At 73.9% G+C, this 24,430-nt stretch carries 19 protein-coding genes; 13 read left to right on the top strand and 6 right to left on the bottom strand.

The features are described from left to right. Positions 1-115 precede the first annotated feature (115 nt). Positions 116-1,768, top strand: coding sequence for an NlpC/P60 family protein (locus tag PUR61_RS32410; RefSeq protein ID WP_329883069.1), 1,653 nt, complete (start codon positions 116-118; stop codon positions 1,766-1,768). A gap of 87 nt (positions 1,769-1,855) precedes the next feature. Here PUR61_RS32410 and PUR61_RS32405 read toward each other — a convergent pair whose 3' ends face one another. From PUR61_RS32405 to PUR61_RS32395, 3 genes are all read right to left on the bottom strand, one after another. Further along, positions 1,856-4,141 (bottom strand): FdhF/YdeP family oxidoreductase, encoded by a 2,286-nt coding sequence (locus tag PUR61_RS32405; RefSeq protein WP_329883068.1) that lies wholly within the window; start codon positions 4,139-4,141, stop codon positions 1,856-1,858. Between the two features lie 247 nt (positions 4,142-4,388). Then, the gene (locus PUR61_RS32400; protein ID WP_329883067.1) at positions 4,389-6,308 is read right to left on the bottom strand and encodes an FAD/NAD(P)-binding protein; all 1,920 of its coding nucleotides are present in this window, start codon (positions 6,306-6,308) and stop codon (positions 4,389-4,391) included. Continuing rightward, positions 6,305-7,366, bottom strand: coding sequence for an amino acid ABC transporter permease (locus PUR61_RS32395; RefSeq protein WP_329883066.1), 1,062 nt, complete (start codon positions 7,364-7,366; stop codon positions 6,305-6,307). The genes PUR61_RS32400 and PUR61_RS32395 overlap by 4 nt, the downstream gene beginning before the upstream one ends. Positions 7,367-8,083: 717 nt before the next feature. Between PUR61_RS32395 and PUR61_RS32390 the strand changes: the two genes are divergently transcribed. The 7 genes from PUR61_RS32390 to PUR61_RS32360 all read left to right on the top strand — a co-directional run bounded on the left by PUR61_RS32390 (position 8,084) and on the right by PUR61_RS32360 (position 15,087). After that, entirely contained in the window at positions 8,084-9,238 is a 1,155-nt protein-coding gene (locus PUR61_RS32390) for an LLM class flavin-dependent oxidoreductase (protein WP_329883065.1), read from the top strand. Next, positions 9,235-9,729 (top strand): GNAT family N-acetyltransferase, encoded by a 495-nt coding sequence (locus PUR61_RS32385; RefSeq protein ID WP_329883064.1) that lies wholly within the window; start codon positions 9,235-9,237, stop codon positions 9,727-9,729. The genes PUR61_RS32390 and PUR61_RS32385 overlap by 4 nt, the downstream gene beginning before the upstream one ends. 173 nt (positions 9,730-9,902) lie before the next feature. Further along, the gene (locus PUR61_RS32380; RefSeq protein WP_329883063.1) at positions 9,903-10,850 is read left to right on the top strand and encodes an ABC transporter substrate-binding protein; all 948 of its coding nucleotides are present in this window, start codon (positions 9,903-9,905) and stop codon (positions 10,848-10,850) included. 40 nt (positions 10,851-10,890) lie between these two features. Continuing rightward, positions 10,891-11,904 carry an amino acid ABC transporter permease gene (locus PUR61_RS32375; protein ID WP_329883062.1) on the top strand — a complete coding sequence of 338 codons (1,014 nt, stop codon included), beginning with the start codon at positions 10,891-10,893 and terminating at the stop codon, positions 11,902-11,904. Positions 11,905-11,942: 38 nt separating this feature from the next. Beyond that, complete coding sequence (locus PUR61_RS32370; protein WP_329883208.1) at positions 11,943-12,695, top strand: amino acid ABC transporter ATP-binding protein; 753 nt, start codon at positions 11,943-11,945, stop codon at positions 12,693-12,695. Positions 12,696-12,817: 122 nt separating this feature from the next. Continuing rightward, on the top strand, positions 12,818-13,807 hold the full coding sequence (locus tag PUR61_RS32365; RefSeq protein ID WP_329883061.1) for an ABC transporter substrate-binding protein: 990 nt from the start codon (positions 12,818-12,820) through the stop codon (positions 13,805-13,807). Between the two features lie 86 nt (positions 13,808-13,893). Beyond that, the gene (locus PUR61_RS32360) at positions 13,894-15,087 is read left to right on the top strand and encodes a serine/threonine-protein kinase (protein WP_329883060.1); all 1,194 of its coding nucleotides are present in this window, start codon (positions 13,894-13,896) and stop codon (positions 15,085-15,087) included. On the opposite strand, the gene PUR61_RS32355 is transcribed toward PUR61_RS32360, so the two are convergent. Next, positions 15,043-15,744 (bottom strand): MBL fold metallo-hydrolase, encoded by a 702-nt coding sequence (locus PUR61_RS32355; RefSeq protein ID WP_329883059.1) that lies wholly within the window; start codon positions 15,742-15,744, stop codon positions 15,043-15,045. The two genes, PUR61_RS32360 and PUR61_RS32355, sit on opposite strands and share 45 nt — an antisense overlap. A 359-nt stretch (positions 15,745-16,103) precedes the next feature. On the opposite strand from PUR61_RS32355, the gene PUR61_RS32350 reads away from it, so the two are divergent. Then, positions 16,104-16,964 carry a fumarylacetoacetate hydrolase family protein gene (locus PUR61_RS32350; protein ID WP_329883058.1) on the top strand — a complete coding sequence of 287 codons (861 nt, stop codon included), beginning with the start codon at positions 16,104-16,106 and terminating at the stop codon, positions 16,962-16,964. A gap of 184 nt (positions 16,965-17,148) precedes the next feature. On the opposite strand, the gene PUR61_RS32345 is transcribed toward PUR61_RS32350, so the two are convergent. Next, the gene (locus PUR61_RS32345; RefSeq protein ID WP_329883057.1) at positions 17,149-17,889 is read right to left on the bottom strand and encodes a TetR/AcrR family transcriptional regulator; all 741 of its coding nucleotides are present in this window, start codon (positions 17,887-17,889) and stop codon (positions 17,149-17,151) included. A 174-nt stretch (positions 17,890-18,063) separates the two neighbouring features. On the opposite strand from PUR61_RS32345, the gene PUR61_RS32340 reads away from it, so the two are divergent. The 4 genes from PUR61_RS32340 (at position 18,064) to PUR61_RS32325 (ending at position 23,726) form a co-directional block, all read left to right on the top strand. After that, complete coding sequence (locus PUR61_RS32340; protein WP_329883056.1) at positions 18,064-18,762, top strand: rhomboid-like protein; 699 nt, start codon at positions 18,064-18,066, stop codon at positions 18,760-18,762. Positions 18,763-18,857: 95 nt separating this feature from the next. Further along, positions 18,858-20,582 carry a DUF885 domain-containing protein gene (locus PUR61_RS32335; protein WP_329883055.1) on the top strand — a complete coding sequence of 575 codons (1,725 nt, stop codon included), beginning with the start codon at positions 18,858-18,860 and terminating at the stop codon, positions 20,580-20,582. Between the two features lie 325 nt (positions 20,583-20,907). After that, positions 20,908-22,443, top strand: a complete 1,536-nt coding sequence (locus tag PUR61_RS32330; protein WP_329883054.1) for an MFS transporter — start codon at positions 20,908-20,910, stop codon at positions 22,441-22,443. A gap of 284 nt (positions 22,444-22,727) precedes the next feature. Next, positions 22,728-23,726 (top strand): trypsin-like serine peptidase, encoded by a 999-nt coding sequence (locus tag PUR61_RS32325; protein ID WP_329883053.1) that lies wholly within the window; start codon positions 22,728-22,730, stop codon positions 23,724-23,726. Here the strand turns inward: PUR61_RS32325 and PUR61_RS32320 are convergent. Continuing rightward, positions 23,693-24,397, bottom strand: coding sequence for a helix-turn-helix domain-containing protein (locus tag PUR61_RS32320; RefSeq protein ID WP_329883052.1), 705 nt, complete (start codon positions 24,395-24,397; stop codon positions 23,693-23,695). The two genes, PUR61_RS32325 and PUR61_RS32320, sit on opposite strands and share 34 nt — an antisense overlap. Positions 24,398-24,430: the final 33 nt, after the last annotated feature.

Below are 24,430 nucleotides of genomic sequence, written 5' to 3'. Positions count from 1 at the left end.
GATCCGGGGACCCCGGAGTACGGGCAGGTGGGCGGGGAGGGCGAGACCCATGGGCGGGGCTGGGCAGCACACGGAGCGGACAGGCACACGCCCGTCGACCGGCACACGACCCTGGGTGCGGGCCGCCCTGCGCTGCGGAGCCGTCCTCGCGGCCGCCGCGCTCGCCCTGCCGCTGGCCGGACCGGCCTACGCCGACCCCGCGCCGCCGGTTCCCGGCACCACCGGCCCGACCGTCCCGGGGGCCGACCCCGGCGCCGACCCGCTCGCCGAGGCGAGGGCCACCCTGGGCCCGCTCCTCGACCAGCTGCACGCGCTCTACCAGGGCGCCGAGGCCGCCACCGAGCAGTACAACGCCTCGGTGGCCAAGGTCGCCGAACAGCAGGCCGCGCTCACCGAGCTCAAGGGCAAGCTGGAGCGCCAGCAGAAGCAGGTCGACGCCGGCACCGACGTCGCCGCCCAGCTCGCCGCCGCCCAGTACCGCAACGGCGCCGTCTCCGCCTACGCCGAGCTGCTGCTCTCCAAGGACCCGTACGAGGCCGTCACCATCGCCGAGCTGCTGACCGCGGCCAGCCGCTCCCAGTCCGAGTTCCTCAACAAGCTGACCGTCGACCGCGACGCGCTCACCGGACTGCAGAAGCAGAACGAGGAAGCGCTGGCGAACTCGCAGACCCTGGTCACCCAGCAGGACACGGCGAAGGCCAAGATGGCCGCCGACCTCGCCTCCGTCGAGCAGCTGGTCGCCTCGCTCACCGGCGCCCAGCGGGCCGACCTGGAGAAGCTGGAGAAGGCCAAGGCCGACGAGGCCCAGATCGCCTTCCTCGCCTCCGGCGTGCTCGGCCAGGGCGAGCGCACCCCCTCGCAGGCCGGCCGGGGCGCGGTCGCCTACGCGCTCGCCCAGCTGGGCAAGCCGTACGTCTGGGGCGGCGCCGGACCGGACGTCTTCGACTGCTCCGGCCTCACCTCGCAGGCCTGGCTGCACGCCGGCAGGCCGATCCCGCGCACCAGCCAGGAGCAGTGGGCCCGGCTCCAGCACATCCCGCTCAACCAGCTGCGCGCCGGCGACCTGATCATCTACTTCGGGGGCGCCACACACGTCGGGATGTACATCGGCGGCGGCCTGGTCGTCCACGCGCCCCGGCCGGGTTCGGTCGTCAAGGTGGCGCCGATCGGGGGCAACCCGATCCTCGGCGCCGTCCGTCCCGACCCGGACGGCGCGGCCGACGAGGCGGGCGGCGCCTGGAAGGTGCCGGACCTGCCGGCCGGCTGGGACTCCGTCACCGCGATCGCGCCGAGCCCGCTCAACCAGGTGCCCGTCGCTCCGGTGCCGGGAGCGCCGACCGACGCCCCGGTGCCCGGCACCGCTCCGGCCCCGGGCACGCCGGCTCCCGGCACGCCTGCCCCGGACGGCACCGGCACGCCGACCGGCACTCCGACGGGAACCCCGACCGACCCCGTCACGGGGACGCCGACGGGAACCCCCACCGGTACCCCGACCGGGACACCCACCGGCACGCCGACCGGCACCCCCACGGGGACGCCGACGGGCACGCCCACGGGCACTCCCACGGGGACGCCGACCGGAACGCCGACGGGCACGCCCACCGGGACGCCGACCGACCCGCCGAGCAGCACGCCGACGGGGACGCCCACGGGGACGCCGACCGGCACCCCGGCCGCGTCCGGCTCGGCCACCGCGACCGGCACCGCCTCGGCCTCCGGCAGGGCGACCGGCACGGCGACCGGCACCCTGCCGCCCGGCCAGAACTGACGACACCCCGAACAGCACGGTGCCCCCCGGGATCCGGCGGGGCACCGTGCTGCCTCTCCGCCGTGCACTGCGGGAGGTGCGCGGTGGTCAGACCTCCGCGCCGGAGTCGGGTTCGAAGCGGATCACGACGGCCTTGGAGGTGGGCGTGTTGCTGATGTCGGCCGTCGAGTCGAGCGGGACCAGGACGTTGGTCTCCGGGTAGTACGCGGCGGCGCCCCCGCGGGCGACGGGGTAGTGGACCACGCGGAAGTGCGGGGCGCGGCGTTCGACGCCGTCCTTCCACTCGCTGACCAGGTCGACGTACGCGCCGTCGGCGAGACCGAACCCGGCGGCGTCCTCGGGGTTGACCAGGACGACCCGGCGCCCGCCGCGGATGCCCCGGTAGCGGTCGTCGAGGCCGTAGACGGTGGTGTTGTACTGGTCGTGCGAGCGGATCGTCTGCAGCAGCAGGCGGCCCGGCGGGACCTCCGGGGCGGTGAGCGGGTTGACCGTGAAGTTGGCCTTCCCGGTCGCCGTCGGGAAGGTCCGGGAGTCGCGCGGGCCGTGCGGCAGGGTGAAGCCGCCGGGGCGGCGGACCCGGTCGTTGTAGTCCTCGAACCCCGGGACCACCCGGGCGATCCGGTCCCGCACGGTGTCGTAGTCGGCGGCGAAGTCCTCCCACGGCACGGTGTCCCGGGGGCCGAGCACCGCGCGGGCCAGCCGGGAGACGATCGCCACCTCGGAGAGCAGCCCGGGCGCAGGCGGGCGCAGGCCGCCGCGCGAGGAGTGCACCTGGCCCATCGAGTCCTCGACGCTGACGAACTGGGCGCCGCGCGCGGTGACGTCCCGGTCGGTGCGGCCGAGGGTGGGCAGGATCAGGGCGCGGGCGCCGGTGACCACGTGCGAGCGGTTGAGCTTGGTGGAGACGTGCACGGTCAGCCGACAGCGGCGCATCGCCGCCTCGGTGACGTCGGTGTCCGGGGTGGCGGCGACGAAGTTGCCGCCCATCGCGAAGAACACCCCGACCTTGCCGTCGCGCATCGCCCGGATGGTGTCGACCGCGTCGAGGCCGTGCTCGCGCGGCGGCTCGAAGCCGAACTCCTTGCCGAGGGCGTCCAGGAAGGCCGTCGAGGGGCGTTCGAAGATGCCCATCGTCCGGTCGCCCTGGACGTTGCTGTGGCCGCGCACCGGGCAGACGCCGGCGCCGGGGCGGCCGACGTTGCCGCGCAGCAGCAGGAAGTTGACCACCTCGCGGATGGTCGGCACGGAGTGCTTGTGCTGGGTGAGGCCCATCGCCCAGCAGACGATGACCTTCTTCGAGGCGAGGACCAGCCGGCCGAGCTCCTCGATCTGCGCCCAGGGCAGGCCGGTGGCGGCCAGCACCTCCTCGCGGGTGGTCCGGCGGGCCTCGGCGGCGAACTCGTCGAAGCCGTGGCAGTGCTCGTCGACGAACGCCCGGTCGACGCCGTCCGCGTCGAGGATCAGCTGGTTGAGCGCCCGGAACAGGGCGAGGTCGCCGCCGAGCCGGATCTGCAGGAAGAGGTCGGTGAGCTTGGTGCCGTGGCCGACCAGGCCGCGCGCCTGCTGCGGGTTCTTGAACCGCTCCAGGCCGGCCTCCGGCAGCGGGTTGACGCTGACGATCGCCGCGCCGGCGCGCTTGGCCCGCTCCAGGGCGGAGAGCATCCGGGGGTGGTTGGTGCCGGGGTTCTGGCCGGCCACGATGATCAGGTCGGCCTGGTAGAGGTCCTGGAGGCTGACGCTGCCCTTGCCGACGCCGAGCGTCTCGGTGAGCGCCGAGCCGGAGGACTCGTGGCACATGTTGGAGCAGTCCGGCAGGTTGTTGGTGCCGAGCCGGCGGGCGAGGAGCTGGTAGGCGAACGCGGCCTCGTTGCTGGTCCGGCCCGAGGTGTAGAACGCGGCGCCGTCCGGGGTGTCCAGGGCGCGGAGCTCCTCGGCGATCAGCGCGAAGGCGTCGTCCCAGGAGACCGGGGTGTAGTGGGTGGCGCCCTCGTCGAGCAGCATCGGACCGGTGAGGCGGCCCTGCTGGCCGAGCCAGTAGCCGGAGCGCCCGGCCAGTTCGGCGACCGGGTGGGCGGCGAAGAACTCGGCGCGGATCCGGCGTTCGGTGGCCTCCTCGGCGACGGCCTTGGCACCGTTCTCGCAGAACTCGGCGGTGTGCGTCTTGCCCGGTTCGGGCCAGGCGCAGCCGGGGCAGTCGAAGCCGTCGGGCTGGTTGACCTTGAGCAGGGTGGAGAGGGTGCGGCGGGCGCCCATCTGCTCGGCGGCCATCCGCAGGCTGTGGCCGACGGCGGGCAGCCCGGCCGCGGCGTGCTGGGGCGCCGACACCCGGGGGGCGTCTTGCGCCGGATCGCTCTGCGGGGCCTGCTTGGCCATGACTGCGCTCCTCGGATCGTTCGGCCCGCAGCTCCTTCGCGGGGGCCTGAGCCCATCCTTCCATCCGTTCGGGTGACGGGGGCCGGCGCGACGGCCGTCATGCTAGGACGCGCCGGGCGGTCGGAGGAAGAAGGCCGCAGGTGGGACGCGTCGCGGGCGGCCCGTCGGCGTGCGCGCGTGGGCCGGCGCGCGGAGCCCGGTGGGGAGGGGGCGGGACCGGGGTCCGCCCCCCTTCCCACCGGGGCGCTCAGACCGCGACGGCCGAGCCGGTCCGGGCCAGCGTGCAGAGCAGGGCCCGTGCGGCGGCGTCGTTCTGGCGGAAGCCGGGCGAGTCGGTGCGCGGGCGGGCGAAGGCGGCGGCGGCCCGGAGGCTGGTGTGCGGGCCGAGAGCGGTGCGGCGCGGGTGCGGTCCGTCGTCGAGGGCCGGGTCGAGGACGCGGCTGTCACCCGGCCGGATGGTGAGCAGTCCGGAGCGGTGGGTGTACTCCTCGTCGGTGACGACCTCCTCGACGATGCGCCCGGTGCGGTGCAGGTCGCGCAGCAGGGGGTCGCGGGTGCGGGTCAGGGCGTGCTTGGGCAGGTACGCCTCGACGAGCGCGGTGGCGGTGACGGTGTGGCCGGGCACGGTGGCGCCGGAGGCCCGCCAGGTGCCACCGGCCTCGTCCCGTTCGACCCTGACGCCCGCGCCGAGGAAGCGGACCACGCCGGCCTCGGAGAGCGCGAGCAGCTGGCGCAGCCGGAAGCCGGGCGGCCCGGAGGCGAGGTAGCTGAAGTAGCCGAAGAACCACTCGTCGACGTCCTCGGCGACCGAGCGGGCGGTGAGTCGGCCGGAGGCGAGTACCCGGGGCAGCTGGCCGAAGAGCGAGAGCAGGGCGAGGAAGGCGCCGAGGTCGGCGCTGTACGCGGGGTCGGCGCGGCGGTCGACGTCCTCGGTGATGTAGCGGCGCAGGTGGGCCTGGAGTTCTTCGTCGCTGCCGAGTTCGAGGCCGGCGAGGGGGAAGTCGAGGCGTTCGAGGTCGAGCCGGTCGGCCGGGTCGGGGACGGCGCGTTCGACCAGGGCGCTCAGTTCGGGGGAGTACCAGTCGTGGGCGTCGTAGTCGGCGAGGAAGTCCGCCCAGGGCAGCGCGGTGCGTTCCGGGTGGGCGTGGAACAGCTCGTGGTAGTGGCCGAAGCCGATGTCCTTGGCCATCAACGGCCAGACCTGGCGCCGTAGTTCGATCGGTCCGGGCCGGTCGAGCAGGGCGTCGACGGCGGTCGCGTCGAAGTAGCGGGGGAGCGGCGCGCGCGGGCCCTGGAGCCGGTAGTCGGTCTTGGAGTGGTAGGGCACGCCGCGTCGCGAGCCGACGTGGATCACCGGCTCCCGGCCGGAGGGGCGGTAGACCAGGCCGTCGTCGGTCCGGTCGAAGCGTCCGCCGCGGCCCTCGGTGAGCAGCGAGACCAGGTCGACGAAGGCGAGCCCGAAGCCGCGCAGCACGGTGTGCTCGCCGGGGGCGATGCCGTCGAGGTCGGCGTCGGCGGAGAAGGCGGGCGGCAGGTGGTAGCGGCCGTGCCGGGCGGCGAACTCGGCGTCGGCGGAGTACCGGGGGTCCGGGGCGGAGTCGAGGTGGCCGAGGGTGAGGACGACGTGGTCGGCGGTGAGGACCCGGTCGGTGAGGTGGATGAGCTGCGGGCCGTCGACCGGCCCTTCGATGCGGTGCGCGGTGTCCCGGTGGACGGTGACGGTGACGTGCGGCGGCAGGTCGGCGACGGCGCGGCGGAACACCCAGTCCAGGTAGGCGCTCTGGGCCCGCCGGGTGGGGAAGTCGGTGGGCGCCAGGGTGCGCAGCTCGGCCAGCACGGTCGGGTCGGTCAGTTCCCGGTAGGGCTCGAACTCCTCGATGTGGGAGGCCCATTCGGCGAGGGAGGGGCCGGGGCGGACCGGTCCGTCGATGGTGGAGCGTTCGTCGGTGAACATCGTGACGTCCTCGGCCATCGAGTTCATCCGGAGCAGGGGGGACTGCTCGTGGCGCCAGATCCGGCCGGCGCCGGGCGGGTACGGGTCGACCAGGTGGATGTGCAGCGGGCGGTCGGCGGGCAGCAGCTCGGCGGCGTTGGCGGCGATCCGCTCCAGGAGTCCGGTGCCGCGCGGGCCGGCGCCGACGACGACCAGGGTGCTCTCGGCGGTCATCGGGCCGTCCCCTTCGCGGAGGTGTGACCGGAGCCCGGGCCGGTGCCGGTGCCGGTGTCGGCGCCGCCGGTGTCGGCGTCCGCCGCGGCGCGCAGTCGCCGGTACGCGGTCCGGGCCTTCTGCAGCGGAGTGGGCGGCAGGCCCTCCCGCGTGGCGCCCTTCGCGTAGTGCCGTTCGACGTAGTACTGGCCGACGGAGAGGACGGTGGTGATCACGATGTACCAGATGGTGGCGACCATCAGCATCGGGATGACCTGGTAGGACTGCAGGTAGACCAGCTGGACCGAGTAGAGCAGGTCGGAGACGGCCAGCACGCTGATGATGCTGGTCCCCTTGAGCGCGCTGATCAGCATGTTCCCGGCGGTGGGCACGATGGAGCGCATCGCCTGGGGGACGATGATCCGCCGCAGCACCCGCAGCCGGCCGATCCCGAGCGCCGAGGCGGCCTCCAGCTGGCCGCGGTCGACGGAGAGGATCCCGCCGCGCACCACCTCGGCGGCGTACGCGGCCTCCAGCAGGGTCAGGCCCACGACGGCCGTCAGGGTGGGGCCGAAGAGGTTGACGGTCTTGACGGTGAGGAACTCCGGGCCGAACGGGATGCCGATGCCCAGGGTCGGGTAGAGCGCGCCGATGTTGAAGAAGAGCAGCAGCTGCACCAGCGCCGGAGTGGAGCGGAAGATCCAGATGTAGACCCAGCTGAGCGTGCGCAGCACCGGGTTGGTGGAGAGCCGCATGGTGGCGAGGACGGTGCCGAGCACGAAGCCGAGGGCGAGGGTGACGGCGGTCAGCCAGAGAGTCAGGGTGAGGCCGTTCAGGACCGAGGTGGCGGTGAACCAGTCGGCCACCACGTCCCACTGGAACGCCTGGTTGCGGACCAGGGAGTTGACGACCATCGCGAAGACCAGCAGGGCGACGGCGGCGGAGACCCACTGGCCGGTCCGGCGGCGGGCGACGATCCGGGCGTCGGCCGCCGTGGCGTCGGTGGCGGTGGCCGGTGGTGGTGCGGCGGTGGTGGCGGTGAGGGCGGGAGCGGGGAGGACGTCCTGCGGGGTGGCCATGCGGAGGCTCCAGGCGGGAGGGCGGAGATGCGGGCAGGCGGGGGGCACGGCGTGGTCACGTACGGCCGTTGCGGCCGGCCCGCGTCCCTCAACACGGCCGGCCCTGCACTGCACTCCTCCGTGATCGTACGCATGAGCGATCGGCGGCTGTCAAGGGTGGTGCGCCGGGGCCCCGGGACGCGTCGCGGGGCGACAGGAGATCGCAACAGAGCGGTAATGGAGGGTGGTTGACGCCATGCATGGTTCACTGCTCAACTTGGGTCCATGTACGCCGAGCAGCCCCTGGTCACCCGCGACCACATCGACTTCGGTCGAGTGTGGTCCGCGGCGTGTCGCGGCTGACCCGGCAGCGGGCCGTCCAGCCGGCCCCGTCCTCCTGCGGAGGACCTTCCCTCGGTGCCCCGTCGCGGGCCGGGAGAGCCGTCGTCACCTGACGGTTCGTTTGGCGCACGCTGCCGCCGCCCCTCTCCTCCCCAGCTCTGCGCTCCGGCAGTCTCCCCTCTCGCCCCGGCCGACCGGTCATGCACGCCACCCCGCACACCCGGGCGGTCCCGCTCACCCGCGACCCGTTCACCGGGGACCCGCCCACCCGGCCACCGCACCGCCACCACCCCGTACGCGCCCGTCCAGCACCACGGCCCGGCCCCGCCAGGGCCCTCTCCGGCCTGCCCACCCGCAGCCCACCGGACCGCGCACGACCCGAAAGGTTCCACCACCATGCCCGTCGAATTCCTCGGCATAGCCGCCACCGGCGACGGTTCGGAGACCACCGCCCGCACCACGGCCGCCTTCGACCGCGACTACACCCTGCGGCTGGCCCGCGCCCACGAGGACCACGGCTGGGACCGTGTGCTCTTCGCCTACGGCGCCGGTGCCCCCGACCCGGCACCCGCCGCGGCCTTCCTCGCCTCGCGCCTCGACAAGCTGCAGATCCTGCTCGCCCACCGGCCGAACGTGTCCTACCCGACCTTCGCCGCCAAGACCTTCGCCACCCTCGACCGGATCAGCGACGGCCGGCTCACCGTCCACTTCATCACCGGCGGCAACGACCACGAGCAGCAGCGCGAGGGCGACTTCCTCACCAAGGACGAGCGGTACGCCCGCACCCGGGAGTACATCGGCATCGTCAAGAAGGCGTGGACCAGCCGGGAGCCCTTCGACCACGAGGGCGAGTACTACCGGTTCAACGACTTCGTCTCCGACGTCTTCCCGGTGCAGCAGCCGCGCCCGGGCGTCTCCTTCGGCGGCTCCTCGGAGGCGGCCTACGCGGCCGGCGGTGCCGAGGCGGACATCTTCTGCCTCTGGGGCGAGCCGCTGGCCCGGACCGCCGAGCAGATCGAGCGCGTGAAGGAGGCGGCGCGGGCCGCCGGGCGGAGCGACGTGCCGCGGATCCAGGTGGCGTTCCGGCCGATCATCGCGCCGACCGAGGAACTGGCCTGGGAGAAGGCGCACCGGACGGTCGACGCGATCAAGGCCCGCCGGGAGGGCGGCGAGCTGGTCCGCCGCGGGCAGCCGCAGGGCACCGCCCCCGAGAACACCGGCTCCCGGCGACTGCTGGAGATCGCCGAGGCCGGTGAGAGGTACGACCGGGCGCTGTGGACCCCGACCGCCGCCGCCACCGGCGGGGCCGGCAACTCCAACGCGCTGGTCGGCACCCCGGAGACGGTCGCCCAGGCGCTGCTCGACTACTACGACCTCGGCGTGGACATCCTCTCGGCGCGCGGCTACGACCTGATCGGCGACACCATCGACTTCGGCCGGCACGTGATCCCGATCGTCCGCGAGGAGGTCGCCAAGCGGGACGCCGAGAAGGCGGCCAGGGCCGAGCGGGACGAGCGGGACCGGCAGCAGCTGATCGCGGTGCAGGCGTGAGCGGCGCCGGCCCCGGCACCGGCCTCGACGTCGAGGTCCGCCGGGTCACCATCGACGACCCGCTCGTCGAGCCGCTGCTGCGCGAACTCACCGAGGAGTACGTCCGCCGGTACGGACCGTCCGCGCACAGCGAGATGACCCGCTACCCGGCCGACAGCTGGACCGAGCCGGACGGCGTGCTGCTGATCCTCCTGGAGGACGGCGAGCCGGTGGCGGGCGGCGCGTACAAGCGGTACGACGAGCGGACCGCCGAGGTGAAGCGGATGTGGACGCACTCGGCGCACCGCCGCCGGGGCCTGGCCCGCCGGGTCCTGGTCGAGCTGGAGCGGGCCGCCGCGGCGGTCGGCTACAGCCGGATCTTCCTCACCACCGGGCCGCTCCAGCCGGAGGCCAAGGAGCTGTACCTGGCCACCGGCTACACCCCGCAGTTCGACGTCGGAGCCGACCCGCTGACCATCGGCCCGCTGCCGTTCGAGAAGGACCTGCGGTGAGCCCGACCGCTCCGGTTCACCGCTGCACCGCCCGAGCACCCAGCCGCACCGGAGCACCCAGCCGCACCGAAGCCGAGTCCCGCACCGAGACACCGTCCCGCGCCGAAGCCGCGCCCGGCACCGAAGCCGAGTCCCGCACCGAAGCACCGAAGCACCGAAAGGCACCAGCCCCCGTGAGAACCACCACCGCCCGCCGCCTGCTCGCGTCGACCGCCCTGCTGCCGATCCTGGCGCTGGCCGCGTGCGGCTCGGACCCGAAGAGCGGGGGCACGCCGGGCCCCGGCGGGCAGGCCGTCTCCGCCGCCGCCGAGGACCTGATCTCCGGCCTCAAGAAGTCGGACGCCGCCGCCGCCCTGCTGCCCGCGGAGGTCCGCGCCGCCGGGACGGTCAAGTTCGGCTCCTCGTTCGGTGCCCCGCCCAGCGCGTTCTACGCCGACCAGGCCACCAAGAAGGCCGCCGGGCTCGACATCGACTTCTCCGACGCGGTGGCCAAGCTGCTCGGCCTGACCGTGCAGCGCGAGGAGGCCGCCTTCGAGACCATCCTCCCCGCGCTGGGCAGCGGCAAGTACGACGTCGGCACCGGAAACTTCGGCGTCACCGCGACCCGGCTGAAGACCATCGACTTCGTCACCTACATCGACGACGGCCAGGGCTTCGCGGTCAAGAAGGACAACACGAGCATCCAGCCGGTCACCGACCTGGTCCAGCTGTGCGGCCTGACCATCGGCACCGGCGCCGGCACCACCTTCGAGACCACCCTCAACGCCAAGAAGAACGTCTGCACCGACGCCGGCAAGAAGCCCTACGAGGTGAAGGCGTTCAGCGACGCCGGCGCCGCGCTGACCAGCCTCCAGCAGGGCCGGGTGGACATCTCGATGTCCACCATCAACGGTCTGCGCTACCAGGCCTCCCAGGAGGCGTCCGGCACCAAGTTCCTCGGGGAGTTCCACCGGCTGGACGTCGGCTTCGCGTTCAAGAAGGGCTCCACGCTCACCCCGGCGTTCCAGGCGGCGGTCAACCAGCTGATCAAGGACGGCAGCTACGAGCGGATCCTGAAGAAGTGGGGGGTGGCCGACTCGGCCATCAAGGAGTCCCAGATCAGCCCGCCCGAGCACGCGTGACCCCCTGTCCGGGCCCCGGGGCCCTTGGAGGAATCCCACCATGACCGTCACCACCACGACCCCGGCCGTTCCGGCCGCCCCCGGGAAGTCCGCGGGCAGACCGGACACCGCCCCGCTCGACCTCGGCGAACTCGCCGAGCTGCGCACCGTCCGCGCCCGGCACCCCTGGCGCTGGGCGGCCGGCGTCGCCGCGCTCGTCGTGCTCGCCCAGTTCGCCCACGGGCTGGCCACCAACCCCGGCTGGGACTGGGCGACGTTCCGGGTCTACTTCTCCGCCGACACCATCCTGCGGGCGGTCGGCCGGACCGTCGAACTCACCGCCTACGGAACCCTGCTGGGCTTCCTGCTGGGCGCCGTGGTGGCCGCGATGCGGCTCTCCCGCAGCGCGATCCTGCAGTCCATCGCCTGGGCGTACGTCTGGGCGTTCCGCTCGATCCCGCTGATCGTCCAGCTGGTCTTCTGGTTCAACCTGTCGTACCTCTACAAGACGTTCGGCATCGGCATCCCGTTCGGCCCGACCTTCGGCGACTTCGAGACGATCGGCGTGCTGGGCGCGCTCGGCGCGGCCGTGCTCGGCCTCGGGCTGCACCAGGCCGCGTTCGCCGCCGAGATCATCCGCGGCGGCATCATCGCCGTCGACGCGGGCCAGCGGGAGGCCGCCGCCGCGCTGGGCGTGCCGCGCTGGCGCCAGGCGTGGCGGATCGTGCTGCCGCAGGCGATGCGCGGCATCCTGCCGTCCGCCGCCAACGAGGTGATCTCGCTCTTCAAGGGCACCTCGGTGGTCTACGTGATGGCCATCGGCGAGCTCTTCTACCAGGTCCAGGTGGTCTACGGACGCACCGGCCGGGTGGTGCCGATGCTGATGGTCGCCACCGTCTGGTACGTGCTGCTCACCACCGTGCTGTCGATCGGCCAGTACTACGTCGAGCGCTACTTCGCCCGGGGCGCCGACCGGACCCCGCCGCCCACTCCGCTCCAGCGGGCCCGGACAGTCGTCCAGGGCCTGCGGGCCCGCACCAGCACCGTCGAGACCGCCCCCGGAGGACGCTCGTGACCACCGCCGTCGAGAAGCCCGCCCCCGCCGCGGAGCCCATGGTGCAGGTCCGCGGCCTGTACAAGAGCTTCGGCCCGCAGACCGTGCTGCGCGGCGTCGATCTCGACGTCGCGGTCGGCTCGGTGACCGTGGTGCTCGGTCCGTCCGGCTCCGGCAAGTCCACCCTGCTGCGGTCGATCAACCACCTGGAGAAGCTCGACAGGGGCTTCGTGGCGATCGACGGCGAGCTGATCGGCTACCGCCGGTCGGGGGACCGGCTGCACGAGCTGAAGGAGCGCGAGGTCCTGCGGCAGCGGACCAACATCGGGTTCGTCTTCCAGAACTTCAACCTCTTCCCGCACCTGACGGTGCTGGAGAACATCGTCGAGGCGCCGGTCAGCGCGCTGCGCCGGCCCAAGGCCGAGGCCCGGGCCCGGGCGCGGGAACTGCTCGACCGGGTGGGCCTGGCCGACCGGGAGGACGCCTACCCGCGCCAGCTCTCCGGCGGCCAGCAGCAGCGGGTGGCGATCGCCCGCGCGCTCGCGCTGGACCCGAAGGTGCTGCTCTTCGACGAGCCCACCTCGGCGCTCGACCCGGAGCTGGTCGGCGAGGTGCTCGACGTCATCAAGGATCTCGCCCGGGGCGGCACCACGATGATCGTGGTCACGCACGAGATCGGCTTCGCCCGCGAGGTCGCCGACACCGTGGTCTTCATGGACGACGGCCTGGTGGTCGAGCAGGGCTCCCCGGCGGCCGTCCTCGACGACCCGCAGCACGAGCGGACCAGGGCCTTCCTGGCCAAGGTCCTCTGAACCGAGGTCCTCTGAACCGAGGTCCTCTGAACCGAGGTCCTCCGAGCCGAGGTCCTCCGAGCCGAGGTCCTCCGAACGACCACCCTCCCGAACGACCCCCTTCCATCCGCAGGAGTTCCGCCATGTCCCTACCCCGTCGCGCCCTCGTGACCGCCGCCGCCGCGCTCGCCGCCGCCCTCACCCTGGCCGCCTGCGGCAGCTCCTCGGACGCGACGGCGGAACTCGCCCCCGCGAAGGGCAGCACCGCGCCGAACGGCACCACGGTGAACCTCACCCCGGACCAGAACCGGGTGACCACGCCCAAGGTGGACGCCATCGCGGCGCTGGTGCCGGAGGAGATCAGAAAGCGGGGCACACTGACCGTGGTCGACTCGCTCGGCACCACCCCGCCGCTGGACTTCTACGCCAACGACGACAAGACCATCATCGGCGTCGAGCCGGACATCGCCTCGCTGGTCGGCAACGTGCTGGGCCTCAAGGTCGAGTTCAACCCGGTCTCCTGGGAGAACATCTTCGTCGGCCTGGACAGCGGCAAGTACGACGTCGGCATCTCCAACATCACCGTCACCGAGGCCCGCAAGGAGAAGTACGACTTCGCCACCTACCGCCTCGACATCCTCGGTTTCGAGGCCAAGAAGGGCAGCGGCTGGAAGGTCACCGGGCCCAAGGACATCGCGGGCAAGACCGTCGCCGTCTCGTCCGGCACCAACCAGGAGAAGCTGCTGATCTCCTGGAACGAGGAGAACGTCAAGAACGGCCTGAAGGCCGCCGACATCAAGTACTTCCAGAGCTCGTCCGACTACTACCTGGCGCTCTCCTCCGGCCGGATCGACGCCTACGTCGGCCCCAACCCGGTGGCCGCCTTCCACGGCGTGCAGACCGGCGAGACCGAGGTGATCGGCACCTACTCGGGCGGCGGCGCCGACGTGCTCGGCAAGATCGGGGCCACCACGAAGAAGGACAACGGCCTGGTCCAGGCACTCAACGGCGCGATCAACGAGGTCATCAAGAACGGCACCTACGGCCAGGTGCTGAAGCGCTGGGGCCTGGACGCCGAGGCCGTCCCGACCTCCGAGGTCAATCCGGTCGGCCTGCCCAAGCCCAAGGTCTGACCCGTTCACCTCCCTGCCTTCCCCCACCGCTATCGTGACCCGGTCAGGATGAACGGCGTTCGATTCCGGCGGACTTGGGGGAAGGCATGAAGGCGGACGATGTCGTGGGCGGCCGCTACCGGCTGGACCGGGAGCTCGGTCAGGGCGGCTTCGGCGTGGTGTGGGCCGCCTACGACGAGACCATCGGCCGGGCGGTCGCGCTCAAGGTGCTCTCCGAGGAGAAGGCCACCGACGACGAGGCGGTCAGCAGGTTCGTCCGCGAGGCCAAGACCGTCGGCGGCCTCTCCAACCCGCACATCGTCACCCTGCACGACTACGGCCGGGTGCAGGACGGCTCCCGCTGGACGCACTACCTGGTGATGGAGCTGGTCAGGGGCCGTCCGCTCTCCGCGCTGCTCCGCGACGGCACCCCCGACCTGACGCTCTCCCTCAAGTGGGTGCGGCAGGTCTGCAAGGCGCTGGACGCCGCGCACCGCTCGGGCGTGGTGCACCGGGACATCAAGCCCGAGAACATCATGATCGCCGACACCGGCGAGGCCAAGGTGCTGGACTTCGGCATCGCCCGCCTGCTCACCCAGTCCGGCAGCGGGCTCACCTCCACCGGCGTGGTCATCGGCACCCCGCCGTACCTGGCGCCCGAGTGCTGGGCCGGCGGGCACATCGACGCCCGGACGGACCTGTACGCGCTCGGCGTGCTGCTCTACCAACTCTCCACCGGCCGCCGCCCGTTCAACGCCGGTTCGGCGGTCACCATGATGTTCCAGCACCTCAACGAGGCCCCGCCGCCGCTGCGCACCGCGGACCCGGCGCTCGACCGGCTGGTCCTGCAGCTGCTCGCCAAGGACCCGGCCGACCGGCCCGCCGACGCGGCGGAGGTCCGCCGACGGCTGCGCGACGTCAGGCTCGGCCCCGACCCGGAGCAGCTGCGGACCAGGGCCGACGACGCCTGGCGGCGCGGTGCGGCCGGCTCGCCGGACCGGGCCGTCGAGCAGCTGACCGCGCTGATCCCCGCGTTCGCCCGGGCCTTCGGACCGGCCGACCCGCGGACCCTGCGGACCTGCCACGACCTGGCGCTCTGGCTGGCCCGCTCGGGCAGCCCGGGGGCGGCCGTCGCGCTGCTGCGCGACCTGGTGCCCGCCCTGGACGGCCACGAGCGGGCCCGCGCAGACGTCGAACGCGACCTGGACCGCTGGGAGCGCGAGACCCTGCTCGCGGGCCCCGGCCCGGCCCGGCCGCTAGTGCTGGCCCAGCTGCTCGACGGCACGCCGCAGCACGGCTGAGCCGTCCTCGACGACCGGGTCGCCGTGTCCGAACAGCACCGTCCGGGAGTCCAGCGCGGCCAGCCGGCGGAACGACTCGACGGCCAGGGCCGGATCGGCGTTGAAGACGCCGGGCATGGTCCGGCCGTCCACGTTGGCCGCGACGTCCCCGGTGAACAGCACGCCGGGGCCGGGCAGGTGCAGGGCGATCGAGCCGGCGGTGTGCCCCGGCACGTGCACGACGACCGCGCCGCCGCCGAAGCCGAGCACCTCGCCGTCCTCGACCTCGCGGTGCACCTCGCACGGCGGGGCCGGCGGACGCGGCGGGAGGCTGTCCCAGATCTGCTGCTCGAAGGGGCTCAGCACGAACGGCGCCTCGTCCTGCTCGCCGCGGATCACCGGTGCCTCCAGCCGGTGCGCCACCACCTCGGCGCCCAGCCGCTTCGCCAGCTCGGCCGCCGAGCCGATGTGGTCCTCGTGGTAGTGGGTGAGCACGACGGTGCGCAGCGCGGCCGGGTCGGCGCCGACGGCGCGGATCCCCGCCTCGATCGCGTCGGCCTGGCCGGCGATGCCGGTGTCGACCAGGGTCAGCGTGCCGTCCTCGTCGCGCCAGAGGTAGACGAGGCCGAAGTCCAGCGTGATGAGGGTCAGTTCGGGGCGTATGCGGGTGGTCTCCATGCGGGAATCCTGGACCGCGGGGCGGTCGTTCAGTCCTCGTGTTCGCCTCGGGCGTGGGGTGTTCGCCGTCGGCGTGACGGCGGGCGGGGAGGGCGCTGCCCGGGCGACGGCGGGGTGGCGGCGAGGTGTCCGCAGGGGTGTCCGGAGGGGTGTCCGGTGGGGGCCCGTGGGATGCCCGGGGGTGTCAACCGTGCGGGCGGCCGAAAGGCGGGGCCCGGGCCCGGGCGGGTCGGGAGGATTTCGCCGACCGGGACGGTCTGGTCCCGGGGTGCGGGCCGTTGATATACCTCCTGGACAAGAGGCCGGCGCGGTCCGCGACCGCCCCGGTGACCTGCGACGAACTTGATGGTGAGGCTCAGATGAAGCTCCTCCGTGTCGGCCCGCCGGGCGCCGAGCGCCCGGTCGTGCTGGGTCAGGACGGCACCGCGTACGACCTCTCCGGGGTGACCGCGGACATCGACGGCGGGTTCCTCGCCGGGCTGGACGACGCCGGCCTGGCCGAACTGGCCGGCGCGGTGACGGCCGGGCGGCTGCCGGTCACCGACATCGCCGGCCGGCGGGTCGGCGCGCCGGTCGCCCGGCCGGGCAAGGTGGTCGGCATCGGGCTCAACTACCGCGACCACGCGGCCGAGGCCGGCGCGCCGGTCCCGGACGAGCCGGTGATCTTCCTCAAGCCGAGTTCCACCGTGGTCGGCCCGTACGACGAGGTGCTGGTGCCGCGCGGCGGCGAGAAGACGGACTACGAGGCGGAGCTGGCGGTGGTGATCGGCCGCACCGGCCGCTACCTGGAGGACCACGCGGCGGCGGCCGGGGTGATAGCCGGGTACACCATCGCCAACGACGTCACCGAGCGGGCGTTCCAGTTCGAGCGCGGCGGCCAGTGGGACAAGGGCAAGTCGGCGGAGACCTTCACCCCGCTCGGGCCCTGGCTGGTGACGGCGGACGAGGTGGCGGACCCGCAGCGGCTCCCGCTGCGGCTCTGGGTCAACGGTGAGCTGCGGCAGGACGGCTCCACCGGGCAGATGATCTTCCCGGTGCTGGAGCTGGTCCGCTACGCGAGCCGGTTCATGGTGCTGGAGCCGGGCGACGTCCTCGTCACCGGCACCCCGGCCGGCGTCACCCTCGGCCGCCCGGGCACGCCCTTCCTGGCGCCGGGCGACATCGTCGAGATCGAGATCGACGGGCTCGGCCGGCAGCGCCAGGTGCTCGGCAAGGCCTGAGCGTCCGCGCACCCGACCCTTGGCACGGGGGTCGGAGGTCGGGGTTCGGGGTCGGCGGCGCACGGACCGGAGGGCCAGAGGGTCCGGCCGGTCCGGGGCGGAGGTCCGACGCGGCACGGGCAGGGCACGCGCAGGCAGGGCACAGGCAGGCAGAGCACGCGCAGACCGGGCACCCGGAGGCGGGTCAGTGCGGGGAGAGGATCTCCCGCAGCCGCGCCGTCCGGGGCGAGTCCTCGCCCTCCAGGGCCAGCAGCGCGGTCAGCACCCCGGCGGTCTGCGGATCGTGCAGCGCCGACGCCGCGGCCATCGCCACGAACTGGTCCACCAGCCACTCCCGCAGCTCGGAGACCGGCAGCGCCCGCCCTTCGTCCAGCCAGCTCAGCGAGGCGCCCTCGACCACCGCGATCCACGAGCGCACCAGCAGGGTCAGCAGCGGTCCGGCCTCGCGGACCCCGAGGTGCCGCAGTGTCCGCTTCAGCGCGGCCCGCCGGACGTCGTCCACGATCGCCGAGGTCCGCGCCGTCTCCACCACCGAACCGCCGCGCAGCAGCGCCGAGTAGCCGGCGCCGTGCTCCTCGACGAAGGCGAAGTACCGCTCCAGCACGGCCGACAGCTGCTCGGTCGGGGTGCCGGCGAGCGGTACCGCGAACCGTCCGGTCAGCTCCTCGGCCGCGCTGCGCAGCGCGGCCTCGTACAGCTGCTGCTTGCCGCCCGCGAAGTAGCGGTACACCAGCGGCCGGGAGGCCCCGGCGGCCTCCGCGACGTCGTCCAGACCGACCTCCTCGGGCGGCCGCGTGGCGAACAGCTCCAGCGCCACCTCGATCAGCTGCTCCCGCCGCTGCTGCACCGGCAGCCGCCGGTATCCGGCCCGCCGCGGCCGGGCCGGCTCGGGTGCGGGCGGGACGGGCGCTGAGCTGGCTTCCATGGCGGCCAGCGTAGTCGCCGCGGGCCGGATGGGATCCGGCCGTGCACCGATCTTCCGAACGGGCGTTTGCGGACGTCGCGGGCCCGGTGCCGGGCGGACCGGTCCGGAGGCGGGTTGCCGCGCGACCACCGAGGATGGGACCGATCGTCCGCGCTACCGAGGAGGGCCCGCCGGATGGCGCAGTCGCCGGGACGGGGGAGCCGGGCCGGCGGGCTGCGCGGGTTGCCGCGCGGGGTGGTGCGGTGGGTCCGCTCGGCCCCCGGGACGTACCTGTGGCTGCTGCTCCTCGGGGTCACCAGCTTCGTGGTGGCGCGGACGGACCCGGCCACCCTGGACTGGTTCCTGGCCGCTCGCTCGACCAACCTCGACCAGTTGCGCGAGCGGCCGGTGCACGCCCTCGTGGCCAGCGCGCTCTGGACCGAGCAGGCGAGCTGGCCGTCGTACGCCGTCCTCTTCACCCTGTTCCACGCCAACGCCGAGCGCTGGCTGGGGACGTTGCGCTGGTTCACGGTCGCCGCGGCCGCGCACGTGCTGGCCACGCTGGTGAGCGAGGGCGTGGTCGCCTGGGGGATCGTCCGGGGCAGCCTGCAGCGGAGCATGGCCGAGACCGTGGACGTCGGTGTCTCGTACGCGCTGGCCGGCGTGGTCGCCGTGCTCACCTACCGGTTCGCCGGCCGCTGGCGCGCGGTGTACGGGGGAGGGGTGCTGCTCTTCTACGGTCTGCCGCTCGCCGTCTCGCACACGTTCACGGATCTCGGGCACTTCAGCGCCGTTCTGATCGGCCTCTGTTTCTTCCGCTTCGCGCGCGGACGGCCGGTCCGGGATCCGGGTGCGGCCCTGCGCAGGTGGCGGATCCGCCACCTGCCCGGCTGAACGTTCCGGCGAAAACCGGTCGTTCGTCCGAATTGGCCGGTCCATGCCACTCGTCAGGGGCTTGCAATCGGCTCCGGCCGCGAAATGATGTCCGGATGGCTGAACTGATCACCTCCGACGGCACCACCCCCCGCCGTATCGCGGACGACCACGTGCGGGAGCTCGCGGAGCTCGACCCGCTGACCGCGGTGTACCTGGGACTCAACCCCGAGGACGACCGCCTTCCCGACCTCTCCCCGGCCGGCGCCGAGACGATCGCCGCGCTGGGCCGCCGCACCCTCGCCCGGCTCGACGCGGCCGAGGCGGCACTGGACGCGGCCGAGGCGGCCGGCACCCCCCGGGACGAGGCCGAACGGCGCTGCGCCCGCCTGCTGCGCGAGCGGCTCACCGCCGAGCTCGCCGTGCACGACGCGGGGGAGGTCTACCGGGCGGTGCGCAACCTCGGCTCGCCGGTGCACAACGTGCGCGAGGTCTTCACCCTCATGCCCACCGACACCGAGGAGCAGTGGCAGGTCCTCGGCCGCCGTCTCGCCCGGGTACCGGCCGCGCTCACCGGCTACCGCGAGACCCTCGACGAGGGCATCCGGCGCGGCCTGCTCTCCGGCCCCCGCCAGGTCACCACCGTGGCCGGCCAGCTGGGCGAGTGGCTGGCGGGCGACGTGCCCGGCGGCTGGTTCGGCGAGCTGGTCCAGGACGCCCCCGAGGCGCTGCGCGCGGGCCTCGCCGAGCACGCCGTGGCCGCCGCCGGGGCGCTCGCCGAGCTGCGCGACTGGCTGCGCGACGTCTACGGTCCGGCCGCCGCCGACGTCTCCGACACCGCCGGCCGTGAGCGCTACGCCCGCTGGGTCCGCTACTGGACGGGCGCCGACCTCGACCTCGACGAGGCGTACGCGTGGGCCTGGGAGGAGTTCCACGACCTGAACGCCCAGATGCAGGCCGAGGCCGAGAAGGTGCGGCCCGGCGCCGCTCCGATGGAGGCCATGAAGTGGCTGGAGAGCGACGGCCCAGCGCTGCACGGCGCCGAGGCCGCCCGCACCTACCTCCAGGGCCTGATGGACCGGGCGATCGCCGACCTCCAGGGCACCCACTTCGACCTGGCCGAGCCGATCACCCGGGTCGAGTCGATGATCGCCCCGGCCGGCAGCGCCGCCGCGCCGTACTACACCGCCCCCTCGCTGGACTTCACCCGCCCCGGCCGCACCTGGCTGCCCACCCTCGGTCGCGAGCGCTTCCCCCAGTGGGACCTCGTCTCGACCTGGTACCACGAGGGCGTTCCCGGCCACCACCTGCAGCTCGCGCAGTGGAGCTACGTCGCCGACCGGCTCTCCACCTACCAGGTCAGCGTCGGAGGGGTGAGCGCCAACCTGGAGGGCTGGGCGCTGTACGCCGAGCGCCTGATGGACGAGCTGGGCTACCTGACCGACCCGGGCCACCGGCTCGGCTACCTCAACGCCCAGATGATGCGGGCGCTGCGGGTCATCGTCGACATCGGCATGCACGCCGGCCTCGACTTCCCGGCCGACTCGCCGTACCGGGCGGGCGAGCCGGTCGCGCCGGACGCCGCGCGCGAGTTCTTCGGCCTGTACTGCGGGCTGTCGGCCGACTTCCTGGACAGCGAGCTGGTCCGCTACCTGGGCATGCCCGGCCAGGCGATCGGCTACAAGCTGGGCGAGCGCGCCTGGCTGCGGGGCCGGGCCGCCGCCCGGGCGGCGCACGAGGCGCGCGGCGAGGTGTTCGACCTCAAGGCGTGGCACATGGCGGCGCTGTCGCAGGGCTCGCTGGGCCTGGACGACCTGGTCGCGGAGCTGTCGGCGCTGTAGGCGCGGCGGACCCCGCGCCCGAGGCGCGGGACCGCTCGGTGGCCCCCGGGGTGTCAGCCCCGGGGGCCCCGCACGTTCCGGCCCCGGGCCGTCCGGTCCCGAGGTCTCCCGGGTCCTCGGGCCGTCCTGAGCACGTGGTCGGCGTCCGGCCCGGGGCGTCCGTCCTCCGGCCCGGGAGCCGCTCGTCCTCCGGTCCCGCACCTCTGGTTCTTTGGTCCTGTTTCACCCTATTTGGTGAGCTTTTTCCTTGCCATCCGCCCGAACGCGCGTTTGGCTGGAAGTCGACTGCGTGACCTCTCCGCACCCCTCCGGAAAGGCTCCCCCAGTGTCTTCCACTGCTGCCACCCGTCATGAGACGCCGGACCCCCGCCGTTGGTGGGCCCTGGCGGTCATCGCGATCGCCCAGTTGATGATCGTCCTCGACATCACCATCGTGAACATCGCCCTCCCGTCGGCCCAGAAGGACCTCGGCATATCCGACGCCGACCGGCAGTGGGTGATCACCGCCTACACGCTGGCGTTCGGAGGTCTGCTCCTCCTCGGCGGCCGGCTCGGCGACCTCTTCGGCCGCAAACGCGTCTTCACCGTCGGCCTGCTCGGCTTCGCCCTCGCCTCCGCGATCGGCGGCGCCGCGACCGGCCCGGAGATGCTGTTCGGGGCCCGCGCCCTCCAGGGCGCCTTCGGCGCGCTGCTCGCTCCCTCGGCCCTGGGGCTGCTCTCCACCACCTTCACCGACCCGAAGGAACGGAGTACCGCCTTCGGCATCTTCGGCGCGATCGCCGGCGGCGGCGCCGCGATCGGCCTGCTCGCCGGCGGGCTGCTCACCGAGTACCTGAACTGGCGCTGGTGCCTGTTCGTCAACACCCCGATCGCGGTGGTCACCGCCTTCGCCGCCTTCTCCGTGCTCTCCCGCGACCACATCGGCAAGGGCCGGCGGATCAAACTCGACCTGCCCGGTGCGGTGCTCGGCTGCGGCGGCCTGCTCGCCATCGTGTTCGGCACGTCCGAGGCGGTGACCCGGGGCTGGGGCGACTGGCTGGTGCTGGGTTCGCTGATCCTCGGCGTCGCCCTGCTCGTGGTGTTCGTCCTGGTCGAGAAGCGCACCGAACACGCGCTGCTGCCCCTGCACATCGTCGCCGAGCGCAACCGCGGCGGCGGCGCGCTCTCGATCGGCCTGGCCATGATCGGGATGTTCGGCCTGTTCCTGTTCCTGACCTACTACCTCCAGGTCATCAAGGGGTTCTCGCCGGTGATGTCCGGCGTCTCCTTCCTTCCGATGACGGCGGCCATCGTCATCTCCTCCACCGGGTTCGCGGCCCGGCTGATGACGAGGGTGCCGTCCCGCAACCTGATCGGGCCGGGGCTCCTGCTCGCCGCCGCCGGCATGGCCTGGCTGACCCAGATGAAGGTGGACAGCCCCTGGGCCGGCATGGTGCTGCCCGCCGAACTGCTGCTCGGCTTCGGCATGGGCCTGGTCTTCATGCCGTCGATGAGCCTGGCCACCCTCGGCGTCGCGCCCAGCGAGGCGGGCGCCGCATCGGCCACCATCAACTCGGCCCAGCAGGTGGGAGGCTCCTTCGGAACCGCACTGCTCAACACCATCGCGGCCAGCGCCACCGCGAGCTACCTCGCCACCCGGATCTCGGCCGATCCGGGGGTCCAGGCCCAGGGCGCGGTGCACGGCTACGTGGTGGCCACCTGGGTCGCGATGGGCATCCTGCTGGTGGCCGCGCTGATCGCGTTCCTGATGATCGACCACCGGCCGGCGCCGGGTGAGGCCGCCGGCGAGGCGGGCGGCGCCGCCGAGGCCACCGCCACGGCGGGCGCGCAGGCGCCGGGTCCGCGGCAGCGCGCCTCCTGATCCCGATCCCGGTCCCGCCCGGGCCCGCCGCGAGGTCACGCAGTCACCCTCCGGCGGTCCGGCCCGGCCCGGTTCCCGTCCACCCCGCCCCGCTCCTGCCTCCCCGGCGGGGGCGGGGCGGTGGGCGATCCGGCGGTCGCGGGCGGCCGGGTGACGGCGACCGGCTGAATTCTCATCCGGCTCCCAGCCGTGCATCACCGCTCTCCCAGCTCCGACCGCCATAGTCGGAGCGTTCTCGAACCGCCGCCGCCACCGTCACCGACCAGGGCAGGAGCCGACCGGGCATGGGCCAGCACCGCCGCCACCGACCACGCCGCAGCCTCCTGGCCCGCGCCGCGGTGGTCACCACGGCCCTCTCCGTCCTCACCGCCGCCGCCGTCCTCGCGGGCAGCCACGGAGCGACCTCCGAGGCGACCGCCGCCCGGCCGCCCGCCCCGGCGTTCGCGACCGCGGCCCCGGCCGCGCCCGAACTCCCCGCCGCCACCGGAGCGGCCTCGCCCGCCCCCGTGACCGCCGACGCCGCCGGGCCCTCCCCGGCCGCCACCGACCCGCCCGCACCGACGGACGCCACCGCCGCGCCCTCCCCGGTCGGCGACTCCCCGGCCGGCGACTCCCCGGCCGCGACCGCGCCGGGCACCACCGCCGTCGCGCCCGCCACGGCCGAAGCGGCCACCGTCGGCGCACTGTTCACCGGAGGCGTCCGGCCGGGCAATCACTTCTGCACCGCCAGCGTGCTGCACAGCAGCACCGGCAACCTGCTGCTCACCGCCGCCCACTGCCTGGACGACCCGGCCGGCGTCACCTTCGCCCCCGGCTACCGCGACGGCCGGGCCCCGTACGGCACCTGGCGGGTCACCGCCGTGCACACCACCACCGGCTGGTCCCGGGACGGCGATCCGGACGAGGACTTCGCCGTCCTGGAGACCGCCGCCGACGCCTCGGGCCACCGGGTCGAGGAGGTGGTCGGCGCCAACCCGCTCGGCACCGACGAGGACTTCGGCACCACCGTCCGCCTCTACGGCTACCCGTCCGGCAGCGAGGAGCCGCTCCTCTGCACCAGCGTGACCGGCCGCCACAGCGCCTACCAACGGGTCGTCGACTGCCCCGACTACCCCGGCGGCACCAGTGGCGGCCCGTGGATCTCCACCACCACCGGCCGGGTCGTCGGCACCATCGGCGGCTACCAGGAGGGCGGCGACACCCCCGACACCTCGTACAGCGCCTACTTCGACCACACCGTCGCCGCCCTCTACGCGGAGGCGCTCGCCGCGGCCGGCTCCTGACCGCCGTAGCGGCGCCGGTGCAGTCCGAGTGAGCGCACCCGGGCGTCCGCGGACGGCACCGCCGTCGGCCCGCAACAACCGACCGCCCGGAACCAGGCCGCGCGCCAGGCGGCGATCCGGTCCCCGGGGATGCCGCAGCAGCGGACGTAGGTGACCAGGAGCGGCTCCGAGGGCATCCGGAGCCCGGCCAGGACGTCCGCCAGGGTGCTGCGCGGCAGCGCCCCGAAGCCGCCCGTCCGGGCCCGCTCCTGGAGTTCGCGCAGCGAGGGCTGCCCGGCGGCCAGCCGCAGCCGGTGCATGGCCTCCAGCAGGTGGGCCGGTTCGTAGACCAGCTCGACCCGGCGGGCCCGGCCGCCCGGCGGCGCCCTGTCCGGCCGCCGGTCGGCGCGGGCCGCCGCGGTGCCCGCTCCGGTGGCGGCCCGCTCCCAGCGCTGCCGCGCCTCGCGGACCGAGGCCCCGCAGGCCGCCGCGTACGCCTCGACCACCCCCAGCCGGGGCAGTGCGGAGCCGCTGTCGGCCCGTGACAGCGTGGCCGAGGAGCACCCGGACCGGGTGATCCGGCCGGCCATCTGCCGGTAGGTGAGGCCGGACTCCGCGCGCAGGGCGCGCAGCCACTGGGCCAGTTCGTAGTGCGGTGCCGCCGATGGCATCGCATTCTTGCGTCGCGCCATTGCCGCCCTCCCCACGGCGTGCCGCCCGGTCGG

Source organism: Streptomyces sp. BE20 (assembly GCF_036322525.1).
GTDB lineage: Bacteria > Actinomycetota > Actinomycetes > Streptomycetales > Streptomycetaceae > Kitasatospora.
The sequence above is the reverse complement of the archived record's forward strand: the minus strand, read 5'-3'. Positions and strand labels throughout refer to the sequence as shown.